The sequence below is a fragment of the Mesorhizobium sp. M7D.F.Ca.US.004.03.1.1 genome (genome assembly GCF_003998635.1).
GTDB classification, from domain to species: Bacteria; Pseudomonadota; Alphaproteobacteria; order Rhizobiales; family Rhizobiaceae; genus Mesorhizobium; species Mesorhizobium loti.
The window spans coordinates 1-739 of sequence record NZ_RZQG01001566.1; the positions used below are offsets into that span (position 1 = coordinate 1).

Genomic DNA, 739 nt, shown 5'->3' on the forward strand with positions numbered 1-739 from the left:
GCTGCGGACAGAGCTGGGCGTAAATCTTGCGCTTGACCGTCTCGTCCTCGGTCGCCGCCTCGATGACCAGATCGGCGCCGGCAAGATCGGCCATCGCCGGGGCGGCCGAAATGCGGCCCATCGCGTCGTTGCGCACCTTTTCGTCGAGCTTGCCCGACCCCACCTGGCGGGCCATGTTGCCGCTGATGGTGGCGATGCCCTTCTCTATGCGGTCGGGGGATATATCGTAGATCAGTACCTTGTAGCCCGAAAGCGCGGAGACATGGGCGATGCCGCCGCCCATCTGGCCCGCGCCGATGATGCCGATCGTCTCGATCTTGCTCATTACACCGATCCCGTCCTGAGCCCTTCCGCATGAATTGCGAAAGCGCTCCACCTTTTTGTTTTCCGCAATTCCGGACGCAAAATCGCTGCGCACTTTTGCTGGAATTGCTTTTGGCCTTTGCGGCCTGGTTTTTGTGCAGTGCAAACTAAAAGGGCGGGGCGACTTCGTCTACCCCACCCCTCACTATTTAATACGCTTTGGCAGAAAGCGTCAAAGCGCCTTTTGCAGCTCCGGCAGAATGACGAAGAGATCGCCGACAAGGCCGTAGTCGGCAACCTGGAAAATCGGCGCCTCCTCGTCCTTGTTGATGGCGACGATAACCTTCGAATCCTTCATGCCGGCGAGGTGCTGGATGGCGCCGGAGATGCCCACCGCGATGTAAAGATCGGGGGCAACCACCTTGCCGGTCTGGCC

At 59.9% G+C, this 739-nt stretch carries 2 protein-coding genes; both read right to left on the minus strand.

What is annotated here, in order from left to right:
• The coding region (locus tag EN935_RS38725) for a 3-hydroxyacyl-CoA dehydrogenase NAD-binding domain-containing protein (protein WP_164771863.1) at window positions 1–325 on the minus strand (325 nt) is incomplete at its 3' end.
• A gap of 210 nt (window positions 326–535) precedes the next feature.
• Window positions 536–739, minus strand: a 204-nt coding sequence (locus EN935_RS38730; RefSeq protein ID WP_206534708.1) for an FAD-binding protein, incomplete at its 5' end; no start/stop codon positions are given.